The organism is Acinetobacter bohemicus ANC 3994, assembly GCF_000367925.1.
GTDB classification, from domain to species: domain Bacteria; phylum Pseudomonadota; class Gammaproteobacteria; order Pseudomonadales; family Moraxellaceae; genus Acinetobacter; species Acinetobacter bohemicus.
Map to the genome: position 1 here is coordinate 343,813 of NZ_KB849168.1, position 24,419 is coordinate 368,231.

Below are 24,419 nucleotides of genomic sequence, written 5' to 3' on the forward strand. Positions count from 1 at the left end.
AATCGAATTAAGGAGATACGCGGTGGCATTAAATGTCGGTCAAGATTTTAAACAGCGCTGGTTAGACGTACCTGAGGCTGTTCGTCAGGCATTTATTGATGACCTACACCGCGTCTGTAATGTGCTCAAACCTGAAACCAATATTCAAAAATGGTTGGAAAAAGACGAGCTTGCACAGCAACAATCCTTTGAAACAATAGAACGTGCTTATGTAGAACGTAAGGCACAATTGATTGAAGATGCCCGTCTACGTCATCAACGTGCGCTAGAACAATCTTTAGCCAAAAAACGCGCTGCACAAGCAGACTATGCTCAAGCCTTACAGTCAGATGAAGCACGACAATTTGCTGAACAAACCCAAACACTGTCCCTGATTCGACAAAATTTAGAGCGTGAAATTCAGACCTATACGGCGCGTTATCATAAGAACCCTGAAGGTGCGGCATTGAATTTTGCCAAAGGCATGCCGTCGATTAGCGACACGGCCATGCTATCGGAACTGGAAAATGTTCGATTACGTCTCGAGTTAGAAGCTGAAACCTTGATTGAGCAAACCGTCGCTGTATTTCGTGCCAAGCTACAGCAGGCCAGCCAAGAAGAAATTGAATATATTTTAAAAAATTCTAACTTTTCAACGGAAAAGCCAAAAGCATAAGTGCTGATGATTATTTGGCCTGATGTTAGGATTGTCATATGAATGACATGTTTATGTCACAAGATAGTCATATCTTAACGCTTCAAATGCGTGTCATTCAGGAATAAAAATGGATATTTTGAACCAAATTTCCTCTCAAATTGCAGCACTCAATTCGGGAGAAAAATGGCATCTATCTGCTCAAGATTTATTCATCAGTCATGCCGACTTTCACTCACTCTCAATTTATATTTCCCGTGAGGCGAAAAAAGGACAGTTTTCTGTGTCTAGCCCAGCTCTTTTAGGTTCTTGGGTCGGCAGTACAGCCGTCACCATTACCAAACACTAAAAACCAATACCATCAAAAGAGTCCACTCTGGTGTAATGCCAGTCAGTTAAGAGTAATTCAATGATTACTCATTTAAAAATCTCCCCTAACCCCTCTTTGAAAAAGAGGGGAACTATCAAGAAGCTAAAATAATTTTATACTCTTGAAACTCCCTCCTTTGAAAAAGGATGAGAAACACTGTTTCGCAAGGGGAGGATTTAAAAATGCTTAAGTGAATAGCATTACTACTACGGTGGGCTTTTTATGTTCAAAAATACTTTAAACCTTAAAATACATCTACGGCAAATCCAAGCATATTCCCGACACCATACCCCAGCCCTAACAGCAAACTGATCCAGATCAGACCACCTACTAAGTTATACAGCATAAAACTGAAGATATTCATGTGCCCTGCACCCGCAGCAAACGGTGCAAAGGAACGGACAAAAGGTACAAAACGTGCCACCAAAATGGTTTTTCCACCATGTTTGCTAAAATAATGGTTGGTCTTGGCAATATATTCAGGCTTTAAAAACTTGGCATGGGCATGAAAAAATTTAAAGCCCAAAACCCGACCAGTATAATAATTAACGATATAACCCAATACAGCCGCCGTAAAAAGCAACAGTCCCATATAGTGTAAATGGATCACCGCTGTGGTTGAGCAGAGTGCGCCAATCGCGAGCAGCAAGCTATCCCCAGGTAAGAAAAACATAAAGACAGAACTGGTTTCGGCAAAGATAATCAGAAATAAAATGGCGTAAATCCAAAGGCCATACTGATCCAGCAAAGTGGGCAACCATTGTTCAATATGCATTAAAAAATCAAGCATTTTTACCTATCCACTTTAGCCATAAGAAGTGCATATACATGCAAAACCATGCATCAAAACAAAAAAAACAGTCTAATTTTGCAATGAGACTGTTTTCTATTCTATGGTGTTTTACTTCAAGAAGCCATTTTCTGCCAAAAATGCCATACTGAGTTTTGATTGTTCTTTCGTTTCAGCGGCTTTATCACCCAGCATTAAACGTTCAATATAACGAGCGAGCACATCGACTTCTAAATTGACTTTAGCACCGGTTTTCCACGTGCCAATATTGGTTCGATCTGCGGTATGGGGAATCAGATTCAGGCTAATCACACTGCCACGCAAGTGGTTAATGGTCAGGCTAATCCCGTCGACAGTCACCGAACCTTTTTCTGCTAAATATTTGGCAATTTCAGCAGGTGCCGTGACTTCGTAATAAATTGACCGTGCATCTTCACGCACGACGGTAATTTCACCCACAGCATCAACATGACCGCTGACGATATGTCCGCCAAAACGTGTGGTCGGCAACATGGCTTTTTCAACATTTACAGGCTGCCCGACTTTCCAAGTGCCGAGTGTGGTGCGGTTTAAACTTTCACGTGACACATCCGCCGCATACCAGTTTTCACCCCATTCAATCACGGTAAGGCAAATACCATTGGTCGCAATCGAATCCCCCAAATGCACATCAGACATATCAAGGTTGGTGCCAATACGTAAACGAACATCACCGCCTACACTTTGTAAACTCTCAACTTTACCTAGACTTTCAATAATGCCTGTAAACATAATTTGCTCTCTATTTCTGTATTTATTTTACCACAATGCCAATTGCGTGCTCACACCGGTGGTATCGACCCCACCCAGTTCTGCAAAATGATACAACTGACCTAAAAGCTGGCGTAATGGCGGTCCTGATTTGGCATGGGTATCGGTAATCACAATAAACTCCAGCACACGCGCACGCTCTGACTGACGCTGCTTACTGACACGATAACGTGGCACATCTTGCGTGAGTAAAGTCACCCGACCACGTTTTAAATTTGCTTGCAGCAAGTCGCCCGCTTCAATATTACCATCGGTCGAATAACTGGTCAGAATATAACGTGCATTAATGGTGGCAACCAATTTTTCATAAGCTTCTTTGGCATATTTAGAAGAATTGTACTGACTTGGGCGCTCTTTACGCCATGCTCGGTCAATTCCGCTCTTAAAACCTTTGGTATCCGGACTGGGTAAATCAGCCTGATCCCATAAGGTCAATGCATTCAAGACATGATAGTTACTGCTATAGGCATGTTGATTATAAGGTGGATCAAGATAAGCCACATCCACTTCAAAACTGCTCATTTGGTTGGCTAAATGCTGTGCATCGACACACCACATTTCTGCCGCAGGTTTTTTCGGCTCACCAATGTCACAAAAACGACTTGGCGTCAGCCAAAGTAAGGATTCAATCCGCTCTAAAGCCGTTTGCGTTTTACCGCCCCAACCATGATGGAAACTTTTGAATACACCACTGGTATTACTGACAAAACTGGCAGAGTAAAGTAATGGTGCCAGCAAAGCACTCATCTCGACATCATCAATTGCCCCTTGCGCCTGCCAAGTCGCAATCTGCTGACGAATCGCATCAATCCGCATGCCGTTGCGGCGTTTAAAGAACAAACGGTCACGGGTCGGATCATAAACTTCATCATTCCGTGGGCACAGATTATGCGTGACCCAGCCTTTTACTTCAGGCAAACGGTTTAAGTAATCGATGGCTTTTTGATAGCCACCCAATTCTTTAAATGCCGGTGCTTCTGTGCAAGATAAAATCGCACTGTTGAGTGCATGGCTATACGGTTCCCAATCATTGGCAATCACCCGATAACCATTTTGACGTGCCAGACGTGAAACCACACCTGAGCCTGCAAAAAAGTCGGCAAAAATTGGCGCACGACCATTTTTACTATTTAATGTTCCCGTGCTCTCAAGCGCTTCTAAAATCAGATGCAGTAAACGACGCTTATTGCCTAAATACGGAACAAGCTGATTAAAAAGATATTCGTCTGTGGTACGTGCTGAATGACGACGTTTATGATAAACCGAAGACTCTGAATTCATACTGTCTCTTGAGAAGGGATTAACCTTAAGCGCACATCATTCCCCAATTGGGTGACGTCTATGAGCTTAAATCGAAGTTGCTCTGCCATACGATTAAATTCCGCATTAAACATCGCACGTGCCGTTTGACCTAAAAAGGTCGGTGCAACATAGCTGATCATTTCATCCACCAACCGCGCTTGTAAAAAGGCCGTCGATAATGTTGCCCCTGCTTCCACCAACACATCATAAATGTGATGTTGTGTCGCTAAGCGCTGTAGCAAGTCTGTTAAAGGCTGTACACTAAATTGTAACACGCCTAAATCGGCAAGTTCCTGACGGAATGGTCCCATCACCATCACTGTTTCAGGAACATTTAAAATTTTTGCATTAAGCGGTAAGCGCCCCTGACGATCAAGCACCAAGCGTTTCGGTTGAACAATGCTGCTGATATCAATACCCGCTAACTGACGTACATTGAGCTGACAATCATCCGCTAATACTGTTTCAATACCCGTGATGACCACACCAGAAATCGCGCGCCAATGTTGTACATCTTGTCGTGCCTCAGTACCGGTAATCCATTTCGACTCACCCGATGCCATGGCCGTGCGACCATCCAAACTGGAAGCCACTTTTAAGCGTACATAAGGCATGCCCGTTGCAATCGCTTTCAGAAAACCTCTATTTTGTGCAGCAGCTTGCGCTTCACAAACACCTTGTAAAACTTCAATCCCTGCATTTTTCAGGATTTGCACACCTTTACCTGCCACCAATGGATTTGGGTCTGAACAGGCAATCACAACGCGGCTAATGCCCGCCTCAACCAAGCCGTTCGCACAGGGTGGTGTACGGCCATAATGTGCACACGGTTCTAAAGTCACATAAGCTGTTGCACCCTGCACCTGATCACCGGCTTGCTTTAAAGCAAAGACTTCCGCATGTGAACCGCCTACAGGTGCTGTTGCTCCACGACCAACTATTTGATGCTGTTTCACAATCACACAGCCAACCGCAGGATTGGGTCGTGTTCGATAAATTGCGGTCTCTGCTTCTGCTAAGGCAAATTGCATCCACATTTGATCTTGCTGAATGGAATCTGGGCTTAACTTAGACATCTTGAAACTCTTTTAATGTTCACGTTGTTGCATTTGTTCAATTTGACGGCGAAAGGCTTCTACATCTTGGAAATCTTGATACACCGAAGCAAAACGCACATACGCCACATGATCCAGTGCAAACAAAGATTGCATGACAATTTCACCAATGGTACGTGACTTCACATCACGCTCGCCTAAGCGACGAATTTGTAATTGGATATCACTGAGTACGGTTTCGATTTGCTCTTGCGTCACGGGTCGTTTTTGTAGCGCATGCATCAATGAACGACGCATTTTAGCTTCATCAAAAGGCTCACTCTTGCCATCAGATTTAATCACCCGTGGCATAACAACTTCATAAGTTTCAAAAGTGGTAAAGCGTTCTCCGCAACTGATACATTCACGACGGCGACGAATTTGACAGCCTTCAGCAGCCAAACGCGAATCAATCACTTTACTATCTGCGGCGTTGCAAAATGGGCAATGCATAGCGGTTTAATTGAACAAATCAAATCGGATTTAGAGTGTAGCAAAAATTCTGCGTTTTGTAGAGCCTTACGCAAGATATGGAAAAAAAACAGCCCTTTCGGGCTGTTTCACACAATATATTGATTATGCAGTTGAACTATTATTCGACGCGTTCGCCATGTTGACTTAAGTCTAGACCCATACGTTCGTCATCAGCAGCAACACGGATACCAATCACCAAATCAATCACTTTAAGGATAATGAAAGTCAGCACAGCCGAGTAAGCAATCGTTGCAAGTATACCTTCAGCTTGTACCCATAATTGATGCATCATATCTGTAGGGACTTTATCGCCCATGATGAATTCACTGGCAAAGACTGCTGTTAACAGCGCACCGACAATACCACCCACGCCATGCAGACCAAAAGCATCTAAAGAATCATCGGCTTTCAATGCACGTTTCAGCGCGGTAATACCCCAGAAGCAGACCACACCACCAATTAAACCCATGGCCAATGCACCACCTACAGTGACAAAACCTGCTGCGGGTGTAATCACCACCAAACCAGCCACTGCGCCAGATGCACCACCGAGTACCGATGCTTTACCACGCACTAATTTTTCAGTAATTAACCAGGCAACCGCTGCCGCTGCTGCTGCAACTTGAGTTGCGACGAGCGCATAACCTGCCGAACCGTTGGCACCCAGTGCAGAACCACCGTTAAATCCGAACCAGCCCACCCAAACTAAACTTGCACCAAGTACAGTTAAAGCCAAGTTATGCGGTGCCATAGATTCACGGCCTAAGCCCATACGTTTGCCAAGCATGTATGCCGCAACCAAACCCGCAATACCTGAGTTAATGTGAACCACCGTACCACCGGCAAAATCCAGTGCACCATCGTTAGCTAACCAGCCACCACCCCATACCCAGTGGGTAATCGGTGCGTAGACCACAACACTCCAAATGGTAATGAACGCCACAAAAGCACTGAATTTCATCCGTTCTGCAATCGAACCGGTAATGATGGCTACAGTAATAATGGCAAACGTCATTTGGAAAATAACGAACAGAATTTCTGGAATGGTTCCGGTGAGTGCATCTGTGGTAATGCCTGATAACATAATTTTATCTAAGCCACCAATAAATGCATTGCCTTCACCAAAGGCAAGAGTATAACCAATCACAACCCAAGTAATACTCACGACTGCGGCTGCAACAAAGCTATGTGCCATCGTGCTTAATACGTTTTTCTTACGCACCATACCGCCGTAGAACAAGGCTAAACCCGGAATGGTCATGAGTAAAACCAGTGCTGTAGACACTAAAATCCATGCCGTATCACCTGTATCTAATTTTACTTCTTCTTCTACAGGTGCTGCTATTGCTTCAGCTGGAGCAGCAGGTGCCACAGCCAATTCAGAATGCGTTAATGATGTATCAGTCGTTGCAACGACTGCAACATTTTCAGAAGGAGTGGGTGCTGTTACAGCTTCTTCAGCCCATGCAACAGAACCCCCTAAAAGTGCGCCAGATAAACTAAGCGCCAATAGCATTTTTTTCATTCGTATCCCCCAACCTAGTTTTTTTGAGTTATTAGGTACTCAGCAAACTTCGTGCCAAATTAAACAGCGTCTGCACCTGTTTCACCGGTACGAATACGGATGACTTGTTCTAAGTTAGTCACGAAAATTTTACCGTCACCAATTTTACCTGTGCTTGCAACACGTGTAATCGATTCAATCACTGAATCCACCATTTCATCGCTAATCGCGATTTCAATTTTTACTTTAGGTAAAAAATCAACGACATATTCAGCGCCACGATAAAGTTCAGTATGACCTTTTTGACGACCAAAGCCTTTGACTTCAGTTACAGTGATCCCTTGAACACCAATTTCAGAAAGTGCTTCACGCACGTCATCTAATTTAAAGGGTTTTACAATTGCAGTTACGAGCTTCATGTTGGTTTTCCTTCGGCTTCTTTCACCAGTAAGGTTTTATGTTCAAATTTCGTGCCAAAAATTTTTAGGTTGGGGGAAATAAAAACTTTCAGCACAAGTTTTCTTTATAACCTATTTTATACTTTTAAGCGTAGTCCGATTTTTAAAAACTCAACATTTTTACTATAAAATTGACAATTTTACTTATCGAACAAAGCCATATCTTATCGCTGGGGCTATGGTCTAGGTTTGAGCAATGCTACACTGCAACCACCTCTCCATCGTTAGGGAATCAACAATGATCGAAACTTTATTACAAGCAATCATGGAACAAATCGAGCAACCTAAAAAAGACCTTGAGCATAATTTACGTGCCTTACTCAGTGAAGCTGTTGCCAAGATGGATTTAGTGTCTAAAGATGAACTTGAGCGTCAACGTACTGCACTCAATAACACCAACATCCGGTTAAACGAACTGCTTAAACAGGTTGAAGCTTTAGAAATCAAAATCAAGAATAATAAATAAGCACTTTCTTAGTGCATTAAAAGACACAAAACGATTAAAAATAACGCACTATAATGGAACAACAAAAATGTCTTTTGCTAAAATTTATACGCGAGGCCTACTTGGGCTTCATGCACCCCTCATTGAGGTCGAAGTTCACGTCAGCCAAGGTTTACCCTCTTTAACCATTGTTGGGCTGGCGGAAGCCGCAGTACGTGAAAGTAAAGACCGAGTGCGTTCTGCCATTATTAATAGTGGGTTTCAATTTCCAACCAAACGCCTCACCATCAATTTAGCCCCTGCGGACTTACCCAAAGATGGTTCACGTCTCGATTTGCCCATCGCTTTAGGCATTCTGATGGCATCAGGACAAATTCCTGAACATGCCACAGATCAATTGGAATTTATTGGTGAACTGGCTTTGGATGGTCAACTTCGCCCAATTACAGGGATTTTAAGCATTGCCATTGCTTGCCAGCAATCTGGGCATCAACTGATTTTGCCTGAACAAAATGCGCCAGAAGCCTCACAATTACCGCAGTTTGAAGTTTTCGCAGCCCAGCATTTAAAAGATGTCTGTGAGCATTTATCCAAGCAACAACCGATTGCGCAATATCAACCACAGACGACAACGACAGTGGATCAATACAAATTTGATTTAGCCGATGTCAAAGGTCAACTGCGCCCACGGCGTGCTTTAGAAATTGCCGCAGCAGGTGGACATTCTTTATTGTTTAAAGGACCGCCGGGCACAGGAAAAACCCTTTTAGCTTCCCGTCTGGCCAGTATTTTACCGCCCTTAAATATGCAGGAAAATTTAGAAGTCGCACGTATTTATTCGGTTGCCAATGCTGCGCACTCTTTTGGACAGCGCCCTTTTCGTGCACCACATCATACCGCTTCTGCGATTGCTCTTGTCGGTGGTGGTTCACATCCGAAACCCGGTGAAATTACTTTGGCACATTTAGGCGTTTTATTTTTAGATGAATTGCCCGAATTTGATCGCAAAGTTTTAGAAGTGTTAAGACAACCCTTAGAGTCGAAAGAAATTGTGATTTCTCGTGCCTCACGGCAAATGACCTTCCCCGCAAATTTTCAACTGATTGCCGCCATGAACCCCTGTCCTTGTGGTTATGCTTTTAATCAAGATACCCGTTGTCAATGTTCGGCAGATGCCATTAAACGCTATCAGAACCGTATTTCAGGGCCATTACTGGATCGTATAGACCTACATTTGGATGTGCCACCATTGCAAGCGCATGAACTGCAAGATACAGCTCCCGTAGAAAACTCCCTGACTGTGCGTGAACGCGTGATTCAAGCCTATGAACAGCAAATACAACGGCAACAATGTCTCAATCATGCTTTAACTCCAAAACAACTGGAACAGTTTGCACCGCTAGATTCCCAAACCCAGCGTATTATGGAAATGGCACAGCAGCGCCTAAACTTATCTGCGCGTGCCTATCATCGCGTTTTACGTGTGGCACGAAGTATTGCCGATTTATCACAACATACGGAGATTCAAAGCCAACATTTAACCGAAGCTTTGTCTTACCGAGCACAACAGGGTTAAGCATTGATGCAAAATTTAATCATCCGTAATGAAAGCCTGGCTGATCATGCTGCAATTTCACATGTGATTGAACAAGCCTTTAAAGATCAGCAATATTCCAGCCATGCCGAGCAATTTATTGTTCATGCTTTACGTGATGCACAGCAACTGACTATTTCATTGGTGGCTGTTTTAAATCAAGACGTTGTGGGACATATTGCGATTTCTCCGGTCAGCATTTCTTCAGGTGTCGACGGTTGGTTTGGCTTAGGTCCTATTGCCGTTTCGCCAGAATGGCAACACCACGGCATGGGTTCAGCACTGATGCAAGCGGCATTAAAGCAATTGGAAGCCATGGGTGCAGCAGGTTGTGTTGTTTTAGGTGATCCCCATTTTTATGCGCAATTTGGTTTTCAGCCCATCAACAACCTTATTTTAGAAGATGTCCCAGCGGAGTACTTTCAAGCATTGAGTTTCGATGGAAAATTTCCACAAGGCACTGTAACCTATCATGCTGCTTTTTCTGCAACATGAGCAAAAATAAAGCAATGCTTTATTTTTAATACAGCGGGATGGAATGTCAGCAGTCCCTCAATCATCTCAATAAAAAGAACCTCTAGAGCATGGCTTTAGAGGTTCTTTTCTATTTGAAATTTAAGTTAAAGTTTCAAAAATTAAAATGCTTTGGTTAATGTGAAGACGGCACCTGTTTCTACGCCACGCTCGGTTACAGTAATAGCATCAATATCCGTACCTATCGCAGCCAATTCAGCAGTTAGACCACTAACAGAAGCAAATGAATAAGTTACACCCGCTTTCCAATCCACGTAATGATCATCACCACCACCAAAATCATATTTATCAGCCTGTGTATAGCCTAATGCAGCAACACCACCAAAACCCGTTGTACCAAAAGGCACAGAATAAGTTGCATTCACATTCCAACTATTTTCATCTTTACCCGCATAGTCATTGGTATAGTTGACTGCGGTTAACAAACTTGCACCTTGCACCAACACATCTTTGAAGGTCAATTTACCGTACAACTCTAACCAGTTTAAATCACTTTCACTTGGGTAAGCGTAATACCATAAACCCACATCTAATACAGGTTTATTGGCAAAGCTGTCTAGCGTTGTTGCATAACCAATATAAGGGTCAAGTTCAATATGCGCTGTACCGCCAAAATCGACATTTGAACCCCATACGCCCGCATATGCACCTGACTCATGTGACAATACAAAACCTGCCTGCACAGCTGGATCATTAAATGTTTGTGTCACTCCACGGAAACGATAATCTGAGGTTAAGGCAGCCGTTCCAGTCACAGATAAACCAAATGGTAATGCAGGTGTCTCATCAGCAAATACAGCGCCAGATACACCCGTTAATGTCGCAACAACCAATAATTTTTTAAGCATTTGAACATCCCCAACAATTTTTTATTGACTCAACTGGTATTAGCAATTGCTATGCCAATTTTTTAAAATGAAAAAGACTGGAGAGCAAAATTCTCTGGCGAGCAAAACTAATGTTGTAAAATGTGTACATGCTTAAACCTTTTAAATCCATCATCAAGACAGGCAGTATCAGCCGTTTATGCGTAAATTTTCTATTTCACTTTTTCAAAACAACGTAAAATTTTTATAATTTTTTTCATATAAAGTATTTTATCTAAAATCGCGTTGCTTCAATCCCTTTGCTCGGCTGTTCGACACTTCCCCCAAACGCACTTTCAATGAAGATTTATATTTACTTACATCATGCCTCTTTTTAAGGCTATTTTTTAAGCATATTTTTATATTATGCCTAAAAAAAGTGCATAAATTTAAAACAATCGATGCACTTTAAAAATTCTTCACGCTTTTCAGCTTAAAAATTAAAATTAAGACCTAATACCACCTGATCGTCAAAATTTGTATCAAAACGATCCTTACCGCCAACCATATAATCTAAAGATGCCGTTACAGCCGTATTCGGAATTTCTTTACTGACCCCAATGCGAGCTTCATTAAAAGCAATCTTATTTTGGGTTGAAATCATGCTGTCATCGCGGCTGCTATTATAGATAGATGCACCCACCGAGCTATTCAACATAAAGTTTTGGGCTAACGCATAACGATATCTAGCATTTAAATAGACATCCCCAGCATTGGCAAAAGAGACATCGGTCAGCATGACCACTGCGCCTAAAGTTAAATCCTTATAAGCCAATTCACCCAATACATCGAGTGCGGTCGTTTTACGAGCATCACCATTATCAGCATAAACTGTACCGCCATCTTGATAATAATAAGCAGTCGTCTGAACTTTATAGTGCCAATTTTGGTTGATCTTTTGAGCATAGGCCAAATAAAAGTTATGTTCAAAACCATGATCTTTAGTTTCACTGTCATCAGATGGATCATAATCCAATGTTGATCCCCAGTATCCTACTGCAACACCATTGTGATGTGCATATTCAATACCCATCTGTAGCGCAACATCATCATTTTCCACCCCACCACGGTAAATATATTTATTTACCACCGCAAAACTACCCGTTAACTGCCCCGCTGTGGCTGAAATTGTCTGTTCCTCAGCAAATGCAGACATTGCACTCATGCTAAGCAGTAAAAATAACGTAATTTTATGTGATTTTTGATGCATTACTGGCCTGTATAGAATCCACTGAAGATTCTTTTTTCGATGACAAATTTAGCTGTGGATTTTAAAGCTTTTTTATCATTTCAAATCACTTATTTTCAAATAAAACCCTTCTTTTTAGATTTAATTTTAACCTAAAATAAGCGCTTAAATGCAGAAAAAATCTATTTTCAATGAGCAGAAATTAGATGAATTTTACATTAAATATCAAAAATATAGCGCGATTTAAAACTTCACAACAGGTCATACCCCCCTCAGTAGAGGGCTATAACTTAGCACTAAAAATTCATATACGACTAAAGTATTAGATCCTAAAAATAGCAACCAAGCTCAAAATTTTGTTGACTGATTTTTAAAAAATTACATAAAAAATCACCCATAATTTAAATATATTATTGTTTTAAATAATAATTTAAAAAAATAAAAAAATCGGCAATTTTTATTTTATAAAACAGCCAAATTTATATTCAAAAAATGCATAACTTTAATGAAATAAAATGAATAAAAAAAAGATTTTTCTGATATACATTATGTATACAATTCTTTCAATTTCCTCCTCCTATTTTGTATAAGGCTTTCTCCCAATGCAAAAAACACAAAAACTGACCTTAGCAGTGTTAATTCAAGCTGCTCTTATTTCTACTGCCTTTGCCAGTGAGCAAAGTGAATCTAAAGGTTTCGTAGAAGATGCAGAAGGATCTGTATTATTCCGCACGGGTTATCTTTCTCGTGATAAAAAAAATGGCAATGCTGATACAAGCTCAGCAGCTCAAACTGCAATGGTTAAATTGGAATCTGGCTATACCAAAGGCGTGATTGGTTTTGGTGTAGGTGCAATTGGTGATGCTTCTTTTAAAATTGGCGAAAACAACCATGCTGGCAATGGCATGATCCCATTACATAATGATGGTGCAAAAGATGCAAATGGTCATGTTGATGCTTATGACCATTGGACACGCGGTGGTGGTATTGTAAAAGCACGTATTTCAAATACTGAAGTTCGCTATGGTACTCAAGTGCTCGACCTACCTGTACTTGCAAGTAACACTGTACGTTTAGTACCTGAATACTTTGAAGGTGTGTTAGCAACTAGCCGTGAAATTAAAGGTCTAGAGTTAACAGCTGGTAAATTCACTAAAAACCAATATTCAGACCAAATCAATTCTGATGGGAATAAATTGGATCGCGCTGTTGTGTGGGGCGCTAAGTATCAATTCAATGACAATCTAAATACCTCTTATTTTGGTGCTGACATCCAAGATCGTTTAGAACGTCATTATGTCAATGCCAACTTTAAACAAGCTTTGGCAAATAATAGCTCTTTAACTTATGATTTCAGCGGCTATCATACTGAGTGGGATGCAAAGACTGGCGGTGGTGCGTATACATACTCACACACAACCAATGATCTCAATAACTTAAGCAATAATATTTGGTCACTTTCTAGTACCTATAACACGGGCAACCACAATGTCATGGTAGCTTACCAGCAAAATACTGGCAATACGGGTTATGACTATGGATTAGGTCAAGGCGTTGCTGATGGTCATCAAACCATGTATTTGGCTAACTCTTACCTTTCAGACTTCGTTGGTAATGATGAAAAATCAGCACAACTTCAATATACCTACAACTTTGCAGGTATGAATGTTCCGGGCTTATCATGGACGACTGCCTTTGTTTATGGTTGGGATATTGATGTTGCAGGCCAAGTTGATCGTGCTCAATTAGTGGCGGATAATGCAACTGAACGTGAATTCTTTAATCAGGTGAAATACACAGTCCAATCTGGTTTTGCCAAAGATGCGAGCTTACGTCTTCGTCACTCATATTACCGTGCAAGCGATGCTTACCAAGCTGCATACATTGGTGATACCAATGAATGGCGTATCTGGCTTGATATCCCTGTGAAATTCTTCTAATTCAGATTAATTTTCGAATATCAAAAAAAACCTGCACATTGTGCAGGTTTTTTTGTTCCAAGCTTTAAAAAATTTAAAACCTAGATGATAAAAAGCAATTATTTGTTTGCTTCTGCATAAGCTGCAATTGAGCTAAGCACTTCTTGTTTCGCAACATCAGCCCCCTCCCAACCACTGAGCTTAACCCATTTGCCTGGCTCAAGATCTTTATAGTGTTGGAAAAAATGTTCGATTTGGCTGATCAACAATGGTGGAAGATCGGTATATTCCTGAACATCTTTATAAATCGGGGTTAATTTGTCGTGTGGAACAGCGACCAATTTCGCATCGATACCGCCATCATCTTCCATGTTCAATTTGCCCACAGGACGGCAACGAATGACTGAACCCGGTTCAACTGGATGTGGAGTCACAACAAGCACGTCTAATGGGTCACCATCAAGAGACAATGTGTTTGGCACATAACCATAGTTCGCTGGGTAGAACATTGCTGTACCCATAAAACGGTCTACAAATAAAGCATCTGAATCTTTATCAATTTCATATTTGATTGGTGCTGCATTTGCAGGAATTTCAATAATGACATAGATGTCGTTTGGTGCATCTTTACCCGCTGGGATATTGCTGTAGCTCATAGCATCACTCTTTAACAAGTTAAATCTTATTTAAACCGCACGATTATAACGGTTTTTGAGAATTAAATAACTTCGTGATTATACATCTGCTACGCGCAAATATGTATTTGCATAAATGCAGCGACTTTAAGTTAATTTAATCACCAAAATTAATAAACAAATGGGGCAAAGCAAAGACAATAACCAAACGATTGAGCGTAATGTTGCCCAATTGGCTAAATAGCAAATGCCATACATAATCCGAAATACAATATAGGCCATGCCAAAGGTCATAATCACCGTTTGCTGCACCACCATATATTCTGCCATTAAAATCGCAGCAATAAATAAAGGTAAACTTTCAAAACTATTTTGCTGTACCGCATGGGCACGCGCTGCCAAGCCCGTGGTTTTACCCAAAAATTCTCGTGGGTTTTGGTTATCTCGTGCTTTAAAGCCTGCCGCTTTTTTTGCAATTATGGTAAAAACATAAGGCAATAAACATGCAATTAAGATGAGATAAATTATTCCACTTATGCTTTGCATCTCATTTTTCTCATTACGATTTTCTGCTGCATATCATAGCATGGTGTTTCAACAATAATTTTTGTTAAATTATAATGTTTTTATCAATGCGCAATAAGGATCCATTATGGTCAACCCTGATCAACAAGAAATGTTCGATGTACTTGAAAAACAGCAACAGCATCAACGTCAAGTGGATCGTGTACTGAAAATCGTGTTGCCAATCGTGGCGTTCTTAATCGCAACCATATGTGCCAATATGAATATTGCATCACCCATCGGCACACTAATCATTTTAATTATTGCCTTCTGGATGGTCAGCATTAAGCGTCAAAACTTATGGTATTGGCTCACCGCGATTTTGGTGTATTGCTTGATTGATAATTATCTGAGCTATGGTGCATTTCGTTTGCCCAGTTTTAGCCGCCAGTTTGGCACCATGTTTACCTTTGTCGGTATTTTTGGCCTTGGACGCCCGTATATTGATCGCTGGTTGATGAAAGATTGATTTTTAAAAAGCATAAAAAAAGCGCCGCAAACGGCGCTTTTTTTATGGCTAACTTATGCCGTTTTACGCAAATCTTTACGTAAAATTTTACCTACGTTCGATTTTGGTAATTCGTCCATAAATTCAACATAACGAGGACGTTTATAGCCTGTTAAGTTTTCTTTAGCAAAAGCAAGCACTTCTTCTGTCGTTAAAGACGGATCTTTTTTCACTACAAAAAGCTTAGGCACTTCACCTGATTTTTCATCAGGAACACCAATTGCTGCCACTTCCAATACTTTTGGATGTGTTGAAATCACTTCTTCAATTTCAGATGGATATACATTAAAGCCAGAAACCAAAATCATGTCTTTTTTACGGTCGACAATTTTAATGTATCCGCGGCTGTCCATGATACCAATATCACCCGTACGGAAGAAACCATCAGTCGTCATCACTTTTTCAGTTTCATCTGGACGGTTCCAATAGCCTTTCATGACTTGTGGACCACGAATCGAGATTTCACCTTGTTCGCCTAATGCAACATTATTGCCTTCATCATCTAAAATCGCAACTTCAGTCAATGGTAATGGAATACCAATGGTGCCGCTGAATTCAGTCGATGTTGGTGGGTTTGCTGTTGCAACAGGTGAGGTTTCAGATAAACCATAACCTTCAATAATATTGGTGCCTGTGATTTTCTTCCACGCTTCTGCTGTAGAAGGAAGAACCGCCATACCACCGCCCATCGCCATTTTAAGTTTGCTATGGTCAAGTTGTTTAAACTCTTCATTATTTACCAGTGCATTAAACAAAGTGTTTACTGCTGGGAAGAATGAAGGTTGATATTTACGCAGTTCTTTCATCACCCCAGGTAAGTCACGTGGGTTTGGAATGAGCACGTTGGCTTGACCTTTATACATACCGTACATGGCACAAACCATGAAGGCAAAAATGTGATACAGCGGTAATGCACAGAAAATACGGTCATCTTTAGCGCCGTCTTGTGCGCCAAATTTACTTTGGAAAATACCATCACACTGCAACATATTGGCAACAAGGTTGCGATGCGTCAGTTCTGCACCTTTAGAAACACCTGTAGTACCACCAGTATATTGAAGTACAGCGGTATCACTTAAAGTTAAGTTTGGACGTTTGTAATTGCTGGCACTGACTTTAGACATCGCCGCGTTAAAACGGATATGACCTGGAATATTCCAAGCTGGGATTTGCTTACGCACTGAACGCAACACAAAGTTAACCAATGTGCCTTTGAGCGTACCCAACATATCACCGACAGAAGCAACAATGACGTGCTTCACAGGTGTTTTACCAATAATGGCTTGATAAACAGTGGCAAAGTTTTCAATGATCACCAATGCTTCAGCACCAGAATCATTTAATTGATGTTCAAGTTCACGTGAGGTATACAGTGGATTCACATTCACCAACACCAAACCTGCACGGAAAACCCCAAGTGCAACCACTGGATATTGAAGAACGTTAGGCATCATGACGGCAACGCGGGAACCTTTTGCCAAGCCTAAACTTTGTAAATAGGTTGCAAATTTACGACTTGCTTCTTCTAATTCATCAAAAGTTAAGGCTTTATCCATAAAGATAAAAGCATCACGTGAACCAAATTTTTGAAAATTACGTTCAAAAACATCGTTAAGTGAGGTATTTTCTGCTGGCAATTCTACAGTTTCAGGAATCCCTGTTTTTTGGTATTCAGCAAACCAAATCTTTTCCATAATGCCCTAATCTCCAATCTATAATCCTTAGTTTCAACTATTTTTTCAATGTTATGCGTCATTATTTAACTTGTTTATGCATAACATGACATCCATTTACACGAATACCAATCATATATAACGTATTTTGATCAATGGATGCTAGTTTTATCTTTGAATGAACAGTTTATTTGCTTTTTGATATCCTCGTGGTAAGAGTTGACCTTTAGTGGCTCTTTTACCAATATATTTTTGAAGATCATCACCTTTTAATTTTAATTGTTGCTGCCCCGCAACCACTTGAATTATTTCATTTAAAGAAATTAATGTCATGGACAAAATTTGTTCTTTGCCTTCAAGTTGTATCAATTTATTTCCTTTACCCTTGTTCAGGATTGGCAATTCTGACAAATCAATCACCAATAAACGACCCGCGGTACTCAGCATCGCCAAATGCGTATGTGCATCGACTGTTTGTAACGGTAAAGCTTTGGCATCATCCGCTACAGTTAAAAATGCTTTACCCGCTTTGGCACTGGTATCGAGTTGTTTCGCATTCGATTTAAAACCATAACCTTTCGAGCTAACAGCAATGACTTCACGCTCATCCTCTGTAATCAGCACTTGAATAAAAGCAATGCCATTTGCAGGGGCAAGTTTGGAACTTAATGGCTCACCCAAACCACGGGCCGATGGCAAACTTGCAATCGCCAATGCATAACTACGCCCCGTTTCATCCAGTACATATACCCGTTGATTGGACTTACCTTGTGCATGACTTAAATATTGATCGCCGGCACGGAAGTTTAGGTTTTCAGCATCAATATCATGCCCTTTAGCAGAACGAATCCAACCGGCTTCTGACAAAACCACTGTCACTGGATCAGCAGGCAACATGTCTTGTTCATTGATGGCTTGCGCTTCTGAACGCTGAACGATGGGCGAACGACGATCATCGCCAAATTTTTTCGCATCATCCTTCAATTCAGTGATGATTAAATTCTTTAAGGATTCTGGATTGGCCAATTGTTCACGAATAATGGCAGCACGCGCTTCTAATTCTTCTTGTTCACGGCGAATTTCCATTTCTTCAAGTTTCGCCAAATGACGTAACTTCAGTTCTAAAATGGCTTCAGCTTGAATGTCATCAATGCCGAAATGGGCAATCAGTTCTGCTTTCGGATGATCTTCTTCACGAATAATCCGAATCACGGTATCTAAATCCAAATAAGCAATCAGCAATCCCGCCAAGATATGCAGGCGTTTTTCAATTTTATTCAGATGATACTGTAGACGACGGGTCACGGTATGCTTACGAATTTCAATCCATTCCAATAAAATTCGACGAATCGATTTAACTTGTGGACGTGCATCGGCACCAATCATGTTCATATTGACACGATAGCTGGATTCTAAATCCGTGGTTGCAAATAGGTGACTCATTACCCCTTCTGCATCAATACGATTTGAACGCAACACAATCACTAAACGGGTCGGATTTTTATGATCGGATTCGTCTCGAACATCACTGACCAAAGGCAATTTTTTGGCCTGCATTTGGTCGGCAATTTGCGTGATGATTTTTGAACCTGAAACTTGATACGGCAATTCCGTAATCACGATTTCATTTTTTTCAATGGTATAAATCGCACGCATGCGATAACTACCCCGCCCGGTGGTTTGAATTTTAAGTAGTTCTTCAGGCGGAGTAATAATTTCAGCTTTGGTCGGTAAATCTGGCGCAGGAATATATTCTGCTACTTTTTCATCGCTTAAATTGGGGTTGCGGATTAAAGCGATGGTGCCTTTAACAACTTCACGCAAATTATGCGGTGGAATATCCGTTGCCATGCCCACGGCTATCCCGGTTGTCCCATTAAGCAAAATATTCGGTACACGCGCAGGTAAATTGACCGGTTCTTTCATGGAACCATCAAAGTTGTCCTGCCAATCGCAAGTGCCTTGACCCAGTTCCGACAACAGCACTTCACTATAGAGTGACAGTTTAGCTTCGGTATAACGCATTGCGGCAAAGGATTTCGGATCATCCGGTGAACCCCAGTTGCCCTGACCTTCAATAAAAGGATAGCGATAACTAAAGGGCTGTGCCATCAGCACCATGGCTTCATAACAGGCAGAATCACCATGCGGATGATATTTCCCCAGCACATCACCCACCGTACGGGCAGATTTTTTTGGCTTACCGCTATGCTTTAAGCCTAACTCACTCATCGCATACACAATACGACGCTGCACCGGTTTTAAACCATCGCTAATATGCGGCAATGCACGATCCATAATCACGTACATGGCATAGTTGAGATAAGCTTGTTCGGTAAATTCTGCTACGGAACGATTTTCTGTGGCTTGATGCACAAGGCTGGTCATAAAAGCGTGAAATCCTAATTAATTCGTTTTTGTATCTACGTTGTTATGCTAAGTCGCAGCTGTAGTCTGCACAAGGGGAGTCTCCCATACTCCGCGACAAATTGTGTCTTATGGCGTAAAACTATTCATTTTATAAAGCATGATCAAGCAAAAATCATCCATTTTCAGCAAACCTTATAATCCAATCGATTCTAAGGTCTTGCCTTTGGTTTCTTCGCCTAAAATTAAAATCACCAAAGCCACCCCGAATAATACCGCAGTAAACATCATAAAGACCTGACTAAAACCATTCTCCATGATCATCATATGAGTGACTACCATCGGTGCAACAATCCCACCCATGCGACCAATTGCAGAAGCCCAACCCGAACCAAAGGCGCGAATATTGGTCGGATATTGTTCTGGGGTATAGGTATACAGTACGCCCCATGCACCCAAATTAAAGAACGACATCAAACAGCCCCAGAACATAATCATGTTTACGCTATTGGCTTGACCAAAGAAATAAGCAGAGACGGCACACATGCCAATAAAACCTGCCAAGGTTGCTTTGCGCCCCAATTTTTCCACCAACCATGCGGCTGCGACATAACCCGGAAGCTGGGCCAAAATCATGATCAGGACATATTCAAAAGACTGCACAATGCTATAGCCCTGTTTCACCAACAAACTAGGTAACCAAGTAAAAATGCCATAATAGGAATAAACAATACCAAACCAAATCAACCAGAGCATTAAGGTACGGCGGGCAAATGCACCTGACCAAAGCTGAGCAAAGGAGATATTTTGTTTGGTGGCTACAGGCTGCACTTCAATATAATCAATTACTTCAACACCGCACTGGCGTTCAAGCTGCTGTACCAGTGCGTGTGCTTCTTCAATACGTCCACGGTTAATCAAATATGGCACTGACTCTGGCACTTTTTTTAGAATCATAAACACATAAATAGCGGGTAAGCCGCCAATTAAAAAGGCGATATGCCAGCCATAACTTGGAATCACAAAATAGGACACCAATGCAGCAACCAACCAGCCCAAGCCCCAAAAACTTTCCAATAACACAATAAAGCGTCCACGTACTTGAGCAGGAATATATTCACTGACCAAAGTCACCGCAACGGGAAGTTGTCCGCCCAAGCCCAAACCAACAATAAAACGAAAGACCAACAACCAGGTTAAATTCGGTGCAAAAGCACATAAAGCAGTGGCAATACTATAGGTGACTAAAGTGAGGGCAAACACGGTACGCCGGCCAATTCGGTCAGCTAAGCCACCAGATAAAACAGCCCCAATTGCCATCCCGACAAAACCAATCGACACCACCCAGCCTTTCTCCGTCGCTGTCATGTGCCATTCTTCAGCCATGGTGGTCAAAATAAAAGAAATGAGCCCCGTGTCCATTGCATCGAACATCCAGCCCAGTCCGATGACCCAGAGTAAGGTATAGTGAAATTTACCGATCGGTAAGCGTTGTACACGTGAGACTAAATCCATAATAAGCTCTCTGATTTGGTGAAAGAATACATACTGCTTTCCCAACAGGATTTATAGTTGTAGTTATTTTTATACGCTCATTTCAAGCAGATGACTGCTTTATTTCATCAGTCATCTGTCATTTTTATGCAAATCTTTATGACGCATCTTTAGAGGATGCAGATTGCTCATCATCATCTTTATAAATAAATTTCGGCATTTCTAAACCGAAATAGATGGCGATACAACGTAAAGAAAAACCGAAAATTAGGGTGGAAATGACAGTAACTTCTAACGAGAAGCCGATCTCTTGACAGACCCAATAGCAAATCACAGAGACAAAGGAAATACTGGCATACAGTTCACGGCGGAACACCAAGGGTACATCGTTACACAAGATATCTCGCAAGATACCACCCGATACCCCGGTCAACACGCCTGCGACCGCTGAAACCACAAAACCATGGCCCATTTGCAGCGCAATTTGGCACCCAATTACGGTAAAGCCAATCAACCCCATCGCATCTAAAATCAAGAAGATCGAGCGTAAATGGCGCATCCATTTGGCAATTAAAATCGTGACAAAGGCAGCAGCACAGGTTAAGACCAAATATTCAGGATGTTTGACCCAAGTCAGTGGGTAGTGTCCAAGCAGTACGTCTCGAACCGAACCACCACCTAGTGCGGTGACACAGGCAATCAGCGTTACACCAAACCAATCCATACTACGTCGACCTGCCGACAGTGCCCCTGTCATGGCTTCGGCCGTAATCGCAACAATATAAATGACTAATAGTAACATTGCCCATCTTCCACTGAGGGTAATCGATGCGCGCTATTCTAAGGCAAATTCAAACTAAAGTTACAGATATTGCGCACAACATTGTTTAAATTTTTTGCCTGAACCACAAATGCAGGCTTGCTTCATAGTGATTTGCATCTCCGTGGTCGGGTCAAGGAAATACCAAGCCCCATCCTGTTGTACAAAATGAGAGACTTCATGATGCACCTGTGCCTGTTTGCCATCATGGTAATAGGCTTTAAACTCAACCTGTGCATGGTTTTTATCTATTTTTTCTTTGGCTTGAATGACCTCTAGCTTGAGCCATTGATTGGATTGACTCCAATCAGCAATCGCCACTTGATCCAAAAATTGTTGCTGCCCTATGGCTGTAGTTTTAACAATGTAATCAATCTCATGCTTGGCAAATGCACTATAACGCGAACGCATTAACTGCGCTGCTGTTTGTGCTTTGGCTTGCCCCAAATGGAGTACTTGGCAACACTCTGCATAATTTCCTTGCCCACAGGGACAATTATGTTCTGACATAAAATTTTCCATAAAAATAGCTCGACCATGCGAGCTATTTTAATCAATTATCCTAAGCTTAAGCGATCCTATCGGTCATTTCATGCATCTTCAGCATTGGCTTTGATTTGCGGCATGATATGGACTTTATCAATTTTATGACCGTCCATTGTGACCACTTCAAAGATATAACCATCTGCAGCTAATTTTGCCCCACTTTCAGGTAAACGACCTAAGTGAAATAAAATATAGCCCGATAATGTTGAATATTGTTCAGACTCATCGACCAAATCACAGCCTAAAAGTAAGGAGACATGGCGAATATCGGTAGAGCCTTCCAGAATTAACGTGCCATCTTCTAAACTTTCCGCAGCCGTTTCCAGTTCATCTTCATCGGGAAATTCACCCGCAATGGCTTCCAGTACATCAATCGGGGTCGCAATCCCTTCAATCGAACCATATTCATTTAATACAATGGCCATTTGTAGTGGTGCTTGACGCAGTTGTTCCATCACCATCAACACTTGCGCATTTTCATGCACAATAACGGGTTCACGTAAGTGACGTTCAAAATTGAGTACACCTGTTTCGATGTATTCATTCATGATTTTATGCGTCAACACGACCCCTGAAATATTATCCAACTCACCGCGTGCAATAATTAAGCGTGAATGAGTCATGCTCAACAATTGTTCTTTAATCGAAGCTTCGTCTTCATCTAAATCAAGCCATTCCAGTTCTGGACGTGGTGTCATCACCGATTTCACCGGTCGTTCAGACAGTCCAAGCACCCCTTGCACCATCACACTATGATAAGCACCATTTTCTTCATTAAACACTTCATCGGCAAAGGCACGTGTGGCAAGTACATCTTCAGGTTCATTATTTTGTGCATCGGTCTTACCGCCAAGCATACGCATCACCGCAGAAGCCGTGCGATAACGTAAGTCTGTTGTTGTGACCAGTTTTTCCTGATTGCGGCGCATGGTTTGATTGACAAACTCCACCACCACGGAGAAACCAATTGCGGCATATAAATAGCCTTTTGGAATGTGGAAACCAAAACCTTCAACAATCAGTGAGAAACCAATCATCATCAGGAAACCGAGACATAAAATCACCACGGTTGGATGCTTATTGACGAAGTTCATCAACGGTTTCGATGCCCACAGCATAATGCCAACGGCGATAATCACCGCAATCATCATCACTGAAAGATCTTTCACCATCCCCACGGCGGTAATCACACTATCCAGCGAGAACACTGCATCCAGCACCACAATTTGGACAATCACCATCCAAAAAGCCGCATGTACAGGGTTTTCTTCTTTTTGCGGTTGTGTGCCTTCAATCCGTTCATGCAGTTCCATGGTGCCTTTAAACAACAGGAACACACCACCAAACAGTAGAATCAGGTCACGACCAGAGAACGCATGATCAAAAATATGGAACAGCGGTTGAGTTAAGGTCACCACCCACGCAATTGAAGCGAGTAAAATTAATCGCATCACCAAAGCTAAAATTAGCCCGACAATACGCCCCGTATTGCGCTGTTCTGGTGGAAGTTTTTCCGCCAAAATTGCGATAAAGACCAGATTATCAATACCGAGAACAATTTCTAAAACCACTAACGTTGCAAGACCAATCCATGCTGATGGATCTGACATCCATTCAAAGATCATTGGATGCACTCCTGCATAGCATTAAGGACTGATTTTAGAATGTTGCGATTAAAATCGGTGAATATTTCCTGAACAATATTCGGTATAATTTTTTCGTACGAATTGATGTGTTCGGAGCGACGACAACCACTACCCATGTTGATTCATTTGTTGGAAAACAGATTTTTAGTATAGGCAAGATGACGTAGAAATTCATCCTTTTTT

At 41.6% G+C, this 24,419-nt stretch carries 24 protein-coding genes; 7 read left to right on the forward strand and 17 right to left on the reverse strand.

Going from position 1 to position 24,419, the window contains the following annotated elements; genetic code table 11:
- Positions 1 to 22: 22 nt before the first annotated feature.
- Together blhA and F994_RS09345 are read left to right on the forward strand one after the other, a co-directional pair.
- Positions 23 to 655 (forward strand): cell division protein BlhA, encoded by a 633-nt coding sequence (blhA, locus tag F994_RS09340; protein ID WP_004650072.1) that lies wholly within the window; start codon positions 23 to 25, stop codon positions 653 to 655.
- Between the two features lie 109 nt (positions 656 to 764).
- Positions 765 to 983 (forward strand): hypothetical protein, encoded by a 219-nt coding sequence (locus tag F994_RS09345; protein WP_004650073.1) that lies wholly within the window; start codon positions 765 to 767, stop codon positions 981 to 983.
- A 265-nt stretch (positions 984 to 1,248) separates the two neighbouring features.
- Here the strand turns inward: F994_RS09345 and F994_RS09350 are convergent, their stop codons facing one another.
- From F994_RS09350 to glnK, 7 genes are all read right to left on the reverse strand, one after another.
- Positions 1,249 to 1,794, reverse strand: coding sequence for a VTT domain-containing protein (locus tag F994_RS09350; RefSeq protein WP_004650074.1), 546 nt, complete (start codon positions 1,792 to 1,794; stop codon positions 1,249 to 1,251).
- A gap of 111 nt (positions 1,795 to 1,905) precedes the next feature.
- Positions 1,906 to 2,565: a riboflavin synthase gene (locus F994_RS09355; RefSeq protein WP_004650075.1), complete on the reverse strand. Its 660-nt coding sequence runs from the start codon at positions 2,563 to 2,565 to the stop codon at positions 1,906 to 1,908.
- A gap of 27 nt (positions 2,566 to 2,592) precedes the next feature.
- Complete coding sequence (locus F994_RS09360) at positions 2,593 to 3,885, reverse strand: DNA adenine methylase (protein ID WP_004650077.1); 1,293 nt, start codon at positions 3,883 to 3,885, stop codon at positions 2,593 to 2,595.
- Positions 3,882 to 4,982: a bifunctional diaminohydroxyphosphoribosylaminopyrimidine deaminase/5-amino-6-(5-phosphoribosylamino)uracil reductase RibD gene (ribD, locus tag F994_RS09365; protein WP_004650078.1), complete on the reverse strand. Its 1,101-nt coding sequence runs from the start codon at positions 4,980 to 4,982 to the stop codon at positions 3,882 to 3,884. Before ribD ends, F994_RS09360 begins: the two co-directional genes overlap by 4 nt.
- A 12-nt stretch (positions 4,983 to 4,994) precedes the next feature.
- On the reverse strand, positions 4,995 to 5,453 hold the full coding sequence (gene nrdR / locus F994_RS09370) for a transcriptional regulator NrdR (protein WP_004650079.1): 459 nt from the start codon (positions 5,451 to 5,453) through the stop codon (positions 4,995 to 4,997).
- 139 nt (positions 5,454 to 5,592) lie between these two features.
- Complete coding sequence (locus tag F994_RS09375; RefSeq protein ID WP_004650080.1) at positions 5,593 to 6,999, reverse strand: ammonium transporter; 1,407 nt, start codon at positions 6,997 to 6,999, stop codon at positions 5,593 to 5,595.
- Positions 7,000 to 7,058: 59 nt separating this feature from the next.
- Positions 7,059 to 7,397, reverse strand: a complete 339-nt coding sequence (glnK, locus tag F994_RS09380; protein WP_004650081.1) for a P-II family nitrogen regulator — start codon at positions 7,395 to 7,397, stop codon at positions 7,059 to 7,061.
- 277 nt (positions 7,398 to 7,674) lie between these two features.
- On the opposite strand from glnK, the gene F994_RS09385 reads away from it, so the two are divergent.
- The 3 genes from F994_RS09385 to F994_RS09395 all read left to right on the forward strand — a co-directional run bounded on the left by F994_RS09385 (position 7,675) and on the right by F994_RS09395 (position 9,970).
- The gene (locus tag F994_RS09385; protein ID WP_004650083.1) at positions 7,675 to 7,902 is read left to right on the forward strand and encodes an accessory factor UbiK family protein; all 228 of its coding nucleotides are present in this window, start codon (positions 7,675 to 7,677) and stop codon (positions 7,900 to 7,902) included.
- Between the two features lie 67 nt (positions 7,903 to 7,969).
- Positions 7,970 to 9,457 carry a YifB family Mg chelatase-like AAA ATPase gene (locus tag F994_RS09390; RefSeq protein WP_004650084.1) on the forward strand — a complete coding sequence of 496 codons (1,488 nt, stop codon included), beginning with the start codon at positions 7,970 to 7,972 and terminating at the stop codon, positions 9,455 to 9,457.
- Between the two features lie 6 nt (positions 9,458 to 9,463).
- Positions 9,464 to 9,970, forward strand: coding sequence for a GNAT family N-acetyltransferase (locus F994_RS09395; RefSeq protein WP_004650085.1), 507 nt, complete (start codon positions 9,464 to 9,466; stop codon positions 9,968 to 9,970).
- 140 nt (positions 9,971 to 10,110) lie between these two features.
- Here F994_RS09395 and F994_RS09400 read toward each other — a convergent pair whose 3' ends face one another.
- Positions 10,111 to 10,857 carry a TorF family putative porin gene (locus F994_RS09400; protein WP_004650086.1) on the reverse strand — a complete coding sequence of 249 codons (747 nt, stop codon included), beginning with the start codon at positions 10,855 to 10,857 and terminating at the stop codon, positions 10,111 to 10,113.
- A 451-nt stretch (positions 10,858 to 11,308) separates the two neighbouring features.
- On the reverse strand, positions 11,309 to 12,085 hold the full coding sequence (locus F994_RS09405) for a TorF family putative porin (RefSeq protein WP_004650087.1): 777 nt from the start codon (positions 12,083 to 12,085) through the stop codon (positions 11,309 to 11,311).
- A gap of 581 nt (positions 12,086 to 12,666) precedes the next feature.
- On the opposite strand from F994_RS09405, the gene F994_RS09410 reads away from it, so the two are divergent.
- The gene (locus F994_RS09410) at positions 12,667 to 14,004 is read left to right on the forward strand and encodes an OprD family outer membrane porin (protein WP_004650089.1); all 1,338 of its coding nucleotides are present in this window, start codon (positions 12,667 to 12,669) and stop codon (positions 14,002 to 14,004) included.
- A gap of 98 nt (positions 14,005 to 14,102) precedes the next feature.
- On the opposite strand, the gene ppa is transcribed toward F994_RS09410, so the two are convergent.
- The gene (ppa, locus tag F994_RS09415) at positions 14,103 to 14,639 is read right to left on the reverse strand and encodes an inorganic diphosphatase (protein ID WP_004650090.1); all 537 of its coding nucleotides are present in this window, start codon (positions 14,637 to 14,639) and stop codon (positions 14,103 to 14,105) included.
- A 126-nt stretch (positions 14,640 to 14,765) separates the two neighbouring features.
- Entirely contained in the window at positions 14,766 to 15,164 is a 399-nt protein-coding gene (locus tag F994_RS09420; protein ID WP_004650091.1) for an MAPEG family protein, read from the reverse strand.
- Between the two features lie 106 nt (positions 15,165 to 15,270).
- Between F994_RS09420 and F994_RS09425 the strand changes: the two genes are divergently transcribed.
- On the forward strand, positions 15,271 to 15,651 hold the full coding sequence (locus F994_RS09425; RefSeq protein ID WP_004650092.1) for a hypothetical protein: 381 nt from the start codon (positions 15,271 to 15,273) through the stop codon (positions 15,649 to 15,651).
- A 53-nt stretch (positions 15,652 to 15,704) separates the two neighbouring features.
- On the opposite strand, the gene F994_RS09430 is transcribed toward F994_RS09425, so the two are convergent.
- The 6 genes from F994_RS09430 to F994_RS09455 form a co-directional block, all read right to left on the reverse strand.
- Positions 15,705 to 17,384, reverse strand: a complete 1,680-nt coding sequence (locus tag F994_RS09430) for a long-chain-fatty-acid--CoA ligase (protein WP_004650094.1) — start codon at positions 17,382 to 17,384, stop codon at positions 15,705 to 15,707.
- A gap of 147 nt (positions 17,385 to 17,531) precedes the next feature.
- Positions 17,532 to 19,751 carry a DNA topoisomerase IV subunit A gene (gene parC, locus F994_RS09435; RefSeq protein WP_004650095.1) on the reverse strand — a complete coding sequence of 740 codons (2,220 nt, stop codon included), beginning with the start codon at positions 19,749 to 19,751 and terminating at the stop codon, positions 17,532 to 17,534.
- A 174-nt stretch (positions 19,752 to 19,925) separates the two neighbouring features.
- Positions 19,926 to 21,245, reverse strand: coding sequence for a niacin transporter NiaP (gene niaP / locus F994_RS09440; RefSeq protein ID WP_004650096.1), 1,320 nt, complete (start codon positions 21,243 to 21,245; stop codon positions 19,926 to 19,928).
- A gap of 136 nt (positions 21,246 to 21,381) precedes the next feature.
- A complete protein-coding gene (locus F994_RS09445) occupies positions 21,382 to 22,026 on the reverse strand; it encodes a trimeric intracellular cation channel family protein (RefSeq protein WP_004650097.1) in 645 nt (214 codons plus the stop codon).
- 60 nt (positions 22,027 to 22,086) lie between these two features.
- A complete protein-coding gene (locus F994_RS09450) occupies positions 22,087 to 22,554 on the reverse strand; it encodes a YchJ family protein (protein WP_034696974.1) in 468 nt (155 codons plus the stop codon).
- A gap of 80 nt (positions 22,555 to 22,634) precedes the next feature.
- Positions 22,635 to 24,215 carry a TerC family protein gene (locus F994_RS09455; protein WP_004650100.1) on the reverse strand — a complete coding sequence of 527 codons (1,581 nt, stop codon included), beginning with the start codon at positions 24,213 to 24,215 and terminating at the stop codon, positions 22,635 to 22,637.
- Positions 24,216 to 24,419: the final 204 nt, after the last annotated feature.